This window comes from Vibrio sp. Hep-1b-8, assembly GCF_006124995.1.
In the GTDB taxonomy this organism is placed as follows: domain Bacteria; phylum Pseudomonadota; class Gammaproteobacteria; order Enterobacterales; family Vibrionaceae; genus Vibrio.
Genome location: NZ_QEWN01000024.1, coordinates 24,389 through 30,590 on the forward strand (window position 1 = coordinate 24,389; position 6,202 = coordinate 30,590).

General features: G+C 44.7%; 8 protein-coding genes. 2 read left to right on the forward strand and 6 right to left on the reverse strand.

Annotated features, from left to right (window positions below; translation table 11 throughout):
* Positions 1-57 precede the first annotated feature (57 nt).
* The 3 genes from mltC to mutY all read right to left on the reverse strand — a co-directional run bounded on the left by mltC (position 58) and on the right by mutY (position 2,613).
* Complete coding sequence (gene mltC, locus DA100_RS06455) at positions 58-1,194, reverse strand: membrane-bound lytic murein transglycosylase MltC (RefSeq protein WP_138971436.1); 1,137 nt, start codon at positions 1,192-1,194, stop codon at positions 58-60.
* Positions 1,195-1,264: 70 nt separating this feature from the next.
* Positions 1,265-1,537, reverse strand: coding sequence for an oxidative damage protection protein (locus DA100_RS06460; protein WP_138971437.1), 273 nt, complete (start codon positions 1,535-1,537; stop codon positions 1,265-1,267).
* A 20-nt stretch (positions 1,538-1,557) separates the two neighbouring features.
* Positions 1,558-2,613, reverse strand: coding sequence for an A/G-specific adenine glycosylase (gene mutY, locus DA100_RS06465; protein ID WP_138971438.1), 1,056 nt, complete (start codon positions 2,611-2,613; stop codon positions 1,558-1,560).
* A 170-nt stretch (positions 2,614-2,783) separates the two neighbouring features.
* On the opposite strand from mutY, the gene trmB reads away from it, so the two are divergent.
* The gene (trmB, locus tag DA100_RS06470; protein ID WP_138971439.1) at positions 2,784-3,503 is read left to right on the forward strand and encodes a tRNA (guanosine(46)-N7)-methyltransferase TrmB; all 720 of its coding nucleotides are present in this window, start codon (positions 2,784-2,786) and stop codon (positions 3,501-3,503) included.
* 134 nt (positions 3,504-3,637) lie between these two features.
* The gene (gene glsB, locus DA100_RS06475; RefSeq protein ID WP_138971440.1) at positions 3,638-4,558 is read left to right on the forward strand and encodes a glutaminase B; all 921 of its coding nucleotides are present in this window, start codon (positions 3,638-3,640) and stop codon (positions 4,556-4,558) included.
* 113 nt (positions 4,559-4,671) lie between these two features.
* Here the strand turns inward: glsB and DA100_RS06480 are convergent, their stop codons facing one another.
* The 3 genes from DA100_RS06480 to DA100_RS06490 form a co-directional block, all read right to left on the reverse strand.
* Positions 4,672-4,902, reverse strand: a complete 231-nt coding sequence (locus DA100_RS06480; RefSeq protein ID WP_138971441.1) for a hypothetical protein — start codon at positions 4,900-4,902, stop codon at positions 4,672-4,674.
* Entirely contained in the window at positions 4,868-6,043 is a 1,176-nt protein-coding gene (hemW, locus tag DA100_RS06485; protein ID WP_138971442.1) for a radical SAM family heme chaperone HemW, read from the reverse strand. Before hemW ends, DA100_RS06480 begins: the two co-directional genes overlap by 35 nt.
* Before the next feature lie 24 nt (positions 6,044-6,067).
* Positions 6,068-6,202, reverse strand: a 135-nt coding sequence (locus DA100_RS06490) for a non-canonical purine NTP pyrophosphatase (protein ID WP_276608332.1), incomplete at its 5' end; no start/stop codon positions are given.

A 6,202-nucleotide genomic window follows, 5' to 3' on the forward strand; every position in this document is an offset into this window, starting at 1 on the left:
TTTAGAAAAAAACTCAAAAAAGTGGTTAAGTGCCGATTATTTAGCCGTTTTTAATGATTATGTTTTACCTGAGTTAAAATCCTTTTTGAATTTGGTAACTTTTTCTAAGTAACGACGTGCTTCGGCGTTAGGGTGCTTTTTCGTCAGCGCCCAATAAACCTGATTGGGTTGCAATGAGTTGAGGTCGTTCATCGCACGTTTGCGGTCATTACGGTTGAAAGTGTTCAATACACCACCAGTACCACCGTTGTACGCTGAAATCATGCTGTACTCCAACGAAGTTGGATGGTTCACGTTTTTCAAGTAACGATTTTTCAGGATGTAGAAGTAGGCAGTCCCAGTATCAATATTGTTTTCTGGGTTAAACAAGTACTCGGGTGTCGGCTCTCCTGAGCGTTTTTTGACTAACTTAAATACGTCTCGCCCTGCTGTTTTTGGTACGACTTGCATCAGTCCATAAGCATTGGCCCAGCTCACAGCGTAAGGGTTAAAGCTGCTTTCGGTTTTTATAATCGCATAGATGAGATCTTCAGGGATGTCATATTTACGCGATGCACGTTGCACGATATCAGCGTATTTATAACTACGGATTTCAAATTGTTCCTCTACCATCGGGATTTCGACGTAATAGACTTTTTTGAAGTCGACATCTTTGACTTTGAGTTTGTTGGCAATCAGGTAATCGGCAAAGCGATTAGCGCGCCATGACCATTGAATCGGTTTGTTATCCTGATCGACAACTTGTCGATAGAGGAAAGGCTGGCCTTCCAAAGTGATTTCTTTAGAGGAAAAAAGGTCGACGTTTGCTGGATCATCGGGTGTCAGCAAAGTGGTGATGATAGCGTTTTTCAGGTGTGCTTTGGGAGCCGTTGGAGAGACGGTTTCAATGGTAATCAGACCTTTATCGAAGTTTACTTCTGAACGACTAAGATAGTTATCTATGTATTTTACGTAGTTACTTTTGCCCGCAAATTTAATTTCGTTGCGTCCCCAACGCTTTTCGATGTTGCCCGAAAAGCTGTTGATCAGTGCATCAAGTGCCGCTGTGTCTTTTTCAAACTGACCGGGTAGCTGAGCGAGATTTTTGGCAAAACGGTTCGTCGGTTCATAGTTCACATCATACAGGTTTTCAACAAACTCTCGGCTGCAACCTGTTAATGACATCGCGAGAAAAAAATACGCTAACTTCTTCATATATCTCCTAAAAAAATGACATCACTGCTGGCAATAATGTCATTTTTCCGTATCTCAATTCAGGCTAGGGTTACTCGCTAGGCGGAGTGTAGCCTTCAATATGGACTTCTTTACCTTCAAACAGGAAGTTAACCATTTCAGTTTCGATTAACTTACGGTGTTCAGGATCCATCATATTGAGTTTTTTTTCATTGATCAGCATGGTCTGTTTGTGTTGCCACTGTGCCCAAGCTTCTTTAGAAATATTATCAAAAATACGCTTTCCTAGTTCACCCGGATAAAGCTGAAAATCAAGACCATCAGCTTCTTTTTGTAGTCGAGCACAAAATACAGTGCGGCTCATAACGACTCCTTAAAATATGATTAACTTTGAAGTTCAAAAGGCAAGCTTTCCAGTAATTGCTTAACTGGCGCGGCTAAACCGATCTCTTCAGGTTGCGATAAGTTATACCAAAGACCTTTGCTTCCTTCCATTACCACATTGGGTTGCTTTGATAGGTCTACCAAAATTGGTGTGATATCGAGATGATAATGGCTAAAGGTATGGCGGAATGCGATCAACTGAGTCTGGTCTTTGATTGTATCCTCAGTAACATTACGTATATCAAGCTGATGGACGATATTGTCATCTTCAGCTTCAGGAAAACAGAACAACCCACCCCAAATTCCAGATTGAGGGCGTTGTTCCAGCCACACATGATTGTTGTGGTGTAGCATGACAAACCACGTTTCCTTAAACGGTTTCTCTTTTTTAGGCTTCTTACCTGGATAGTCGAGTGGATTACCCTGTTTGTTGGCAAGGCAGAAAGACTCGATAGGGCAGAGGGTACATTTAGGTTTACTGCGTGTACAGACCATCGCCCCCATATCCATCATCGCTTGGTTGTATTTGTCGACATCAACTGAGGGGGTGTGTTGTTCTGCATATTGCCACAATTGATTCTCAACGTTTTTCTGTCCCGGCCATCCTTCTACCGCAAAGCTCCGCGCTAAAGTTCGCTTAACATTGCCATCCAAAATAGCGTGTGGTTGCTTGTAAACGGAAGAGAGTATGGCGGCAGCAGTGGAGCGTCCAATTCCAGGTAATGCGTTCATCTCTTCAATGTTTAGTGGGAACTCTCCACCATATTGCTCGGTAACGACTTTTGCTGCTTTATGGAGGTTTCGTGCTCTGGCGTAGTAACCAAGTCCTGTCCACAGGTGTAAGACTTCATCTTGTTCCGCATTCGCGAGATCTACTACAGTTGGAAAGCGTTGCAGAAAACGTTGGTAATAGGGGATCACAGTGGCAACTTGGGTCTGTTGCAACATGATTTCAGACAGCCAAACGCTATAGGCGCTTTTGTTTTGCTGCCAAGGTAGGCTCTTACGTCCATAGTTTTCATACCATTCGAGGATGGCGCTGGCGAAAGGGGTCACGACTTGCTCTGTTTATTTTGTTATCTAATCTTGCAAAATTGCACCATAGTTTATGGGTAAAGTACAACCGATAAACTGTGTGGAATTAGCTAAAAAACTTGCACCAGTGGCAATTCTTTGGATAATCACAATCCCTTTGAGTCGAGACCAATTTTTAGACAGGCAAAATCATGAGTGAAGTGACCACTAACGAGTACAACGAAGACGGTAAATTGATACGCAAAATTCGCAGCTTTGTTCGACGCGAAGGTCGTCTGACCAAGGGTCAAGAAAACGCGATGAATGAGTGTTGGCCAGCAATGGGTATAGATTACCAAAATGAACTTCTTGATTGGAAAGAGGTGTTTGGTAACGACAACCCTGTTGTTCTTGAAATTGGTTTTGGTATGGGGGCATCGCTGGTTGAAATGGCGAAAAATGCACCTGAGAAAAACTTTATCGGTATCGAAGTACATAGCCCAGGTGTTGGTGCTTGTTTGTCAGATGCGCGTGAAGCGGGTATCACTAACCTACGTGTTATGTGTCATGACGCGGTAGAAGTGTTTGCTAACATGATTCCAGATAGCAGCCTCGCCACTCTTCAACTGTTCTTCCCAGATCCGTGGCACAAAAAGCGTCACCACAAGCGCCGTATCGTTCAGCTAGATTTCGCTGAAATGGTTCGTCAAAAGCTGATTGAAGGCGAAGGTATTTTCCATATGGCAACTGACTGGGAAAACTACGCAGAGCATATGATTGAAGTGATGAACCATGCGCCTGGTTTTGAAAACATCGCTCAAGATGGTGACTATATTCCACGTCCGGATGAGCGCCCGCTAACAAAATTTGAAGCACGTGGTCATCGCTTAGGCCATGGCGTTTGGGATATTAAGTACAAACGCGTAAAATAATTGTCCAACGTTATTGGCTGGTTAAGACGGCCAATCGCGCTGACGTGAAGAGATTTAAAAAGCCAACATTGATGTGTTGGCTTTTTTGACCCTATAAGAAAATAATAATAACTAATTGATTTTAAAGGTTACTGATGAAACCGACACAAGAAATCTTAATAGAAATCCTCGCTGAGGTTCGCCCTCTTATTGGGCAAGGTAAAGTCGCTGATTATATTCCCGCATTGGCGAAAGTGCCTGCGTCTAAGCTAGGTATTGCTGTATTTACCAATCAAGGTGAAGTGATTAAAGCGGGGGATGCCGATGAGGCATTCTCAATTCAATCCATCTCTAAAGCGCTGAGTTTAACCTTGGCAATGTGCTTATATAAGCCAGAGGAAATTTGGGCAAGAGTCGGTAAAGAGCCTTCTGGTCAGGCATTTAACTCGCTGATTCAGTTGGAAATGGAACAGGGTATTCCACGTAACCCCTTTATCAATGCGGGCGCAATTGTTGTCGCGGATTTGCTGAATAGCCGTCTCTCTGCACCTCGCCAGCGTTTGCTTGAGTTTGTTCGTCAGTTATCAGGCGATACACTTATCTGTTATGACAAGGTGGTAGCCGCCTCTGAGATGATGCACAGTGACCGTAATGCGGCTATCGCTTATCTCATGCGTTCTTTTGGTAATTTTGAGAACGATGTTATTCCGGTGCTCAATAACTACTTCCACGCCTGTGCACTCAAGATGAGCTGTGTCGATCTGGCCAAAACCTTCAGCTACCTAGCGAATAAGGGCTCATCAGTTCAAACTGGCAAACCAGTGATTACGCCAACTCAAACTAAGCAGTTGAATGCCTTGTTGGCTACCTGTGGTTTGTATGATGGTGCGGGTGAGTTTGCCTACCGAGTCGGTATGCCGGGTAAGTCTGGTGTCGGAGGCGGTATTATGGCAGTTGTGCCAGGAGAAATGACCATTGCAGTTTGGTCGCCTGAGCTAGATCCATCCGGTAACTCCCTAGCTGGTACAAAAGCATTAGAGTTGTTAGCAGAGAGAATTGGGCGATCGATATTTTAGAACGGACTCCGTCCTTCGAGATGCTAGAACGCTTCGCTCCGAGAATCGAGTTCGGGCTGCGCCCTTCAAGAGGAGCTTGTGGTGAGCGAGTCGAAAGTTGCAGGCAGTGCTGGCTAAGATTTAATTTTAATTGTCTGATTTTTAAAGGAAAGGGTTGGTGCTGTGTGCCAACCCTTCAAAATTTTGTCGCTTCTCGCTTCTCGCTTCTCGCTTCTCGCTTCTCGCTTCTCGCTTCTCGCTTCTCGCTTCTCGCTTCTCGCTTCTCGCTTCTCGCTTCTCGCTTCTCGCTTCTCGCTTCTCGCTTCTCGCTTACTCTTCCGCCATAAACGCTTCAAGTAAGTCATTCAAAAATAACTTTCCTTTCTCCGTTATCTGCCAGTGAGTGCTTGTCTCTGTGAGATAGCTTAGTCCAATCGCCCAGTTAATCGTCTCATCAATCGCCTCGAAACCAAGCCCTGTGGTGTCGAGAAAATCCTGTTTCGGACATGCTTCGATCAGGCGGAATCGATTCATAAAGAATTCGAAGGGGCGATCTTGTTCACTGACTTCCGTTTCGTCACTCAAGTAAGGTTTGACCATATTGTCATACGCCGCTAGATAGCCTCGCGGATGTTTGACTTTTGTGGTTCTAATAATGCGACCATCGCTAAAGCTAATCTTTCCGTGAGAGCCACAACCAATACCAAGATAATCACCAAAACGCCAATAGTTGAGGTTATGCTGGCATTGATAACCAGGTTTACTGTAGCCGGAAATCTCGTACTGAACGTAGCCTGCTTCGGCTAACTTTTGGTGTCCCAACTCAAAAATATCCCACAAGTCATCGTCATCGGGCAAGGTAGGCTGCTTGTAGTAGAACATGGTGTTAGGTTCTATGGTTAGCTGGTACCAAGATAAATGAGGAGGATCGAGTTCGATCGCTTTATCGAGATCGGCCAGAGCTTGATTGACAGACTGATCCGGTAATCCGTGCATGAGATCGAGGTTAAAGCTACTAAGACCGATTTGATGCGCCAGCTTAGCGGCATTGACCGCTTCATCCTTTCCATGAATTCGACCTAGCTTCTCAAGTTTTTGCTGCTCGAAGCTTTGCACACCGATGGAGATACGTGTTACTCCCGCTTTTCTATAGCCAGCAAAACGCTCCGCCTCAATCGTGCCAGGGTTGGCCTCCATGGTGATTTCTATGTCAGGTTTGAAAGGGATACGAGCTTCAATTCCTGATAGAAGTGCAGCAATACCTTGTGCCGATATCAGACTAGGAGTACCGCCACCGATAAAGATCGAGTGCAGCGGGCGCGGGTTATCATTGATCTGGTAACGCTCAATATCTGTGTCTAAATCTTGTAGCAGTGCTGCGATGTATTCATTTTCTGGGATCTCAGCCTTTAGAGCGTGAGAGTTAAAATCACAGTACGGGCACTTTTGTACACACCATGGGATGTGTACATAAAGACTTAGTGCTGGTGGGATAAGTTTGCTCATTGTCTATCGTTGACTGAGTAGTGATTAAAGCGGTTGTTCAGATAGAGTCGCGAACAACTGTTTGAGTGCTTTTCCGCGATGTGAAAGCTGTTTTTTACGTGCAGGTTCTAACTCAGCAGAAGCGCAGTTGTCCTCTGGTATGAAAAAGATTGGGTCATA

Bases quoted from the DNA above. Each gene is read 5' to 3' on its own strand.
- hemW (WP_138971442.1), bottom strand. From the start codon at position 6,043: ATGAGCAAACTTATCCCACCAGCACTAAGTCTTTATGTACACATCCCA.
- mltC (WP_138971436.1), bottom strand. From the start codon at position 1,194: ATGAAGAAGTTAGCGTATTTTTTTCTCGCGATGTCATTAACAGGTTGC.
- trmB (WP_138971439.1), top strand. From the start codon at position 2,784: ATGAGTGAAGTGACCACTAACGAGTACAACGAAGACGGTAAATTGATA.
- glsB (WP_138971440.1), top strand. From the start codon at position 3,638: ATGAAACCGACACAAGAAATCTTAATAGAAATCCTCGCTGAGGTTCGC.
- DA100_RS06460 (WP_138971437.1), bottom strand. From the start codon at position 1,537: ATGAGCCGCACTGTATTTTGTGCTCGACTACAAAAAGAAGCTGATGGT.
- DA100_RS06480 (WP_138971441.1), bottom strand. From the start codon at position 4,902: ATGACTTACTTGAAGCGTTTATGGCGGAAGAGTAAGCGAGAAGCGAGA.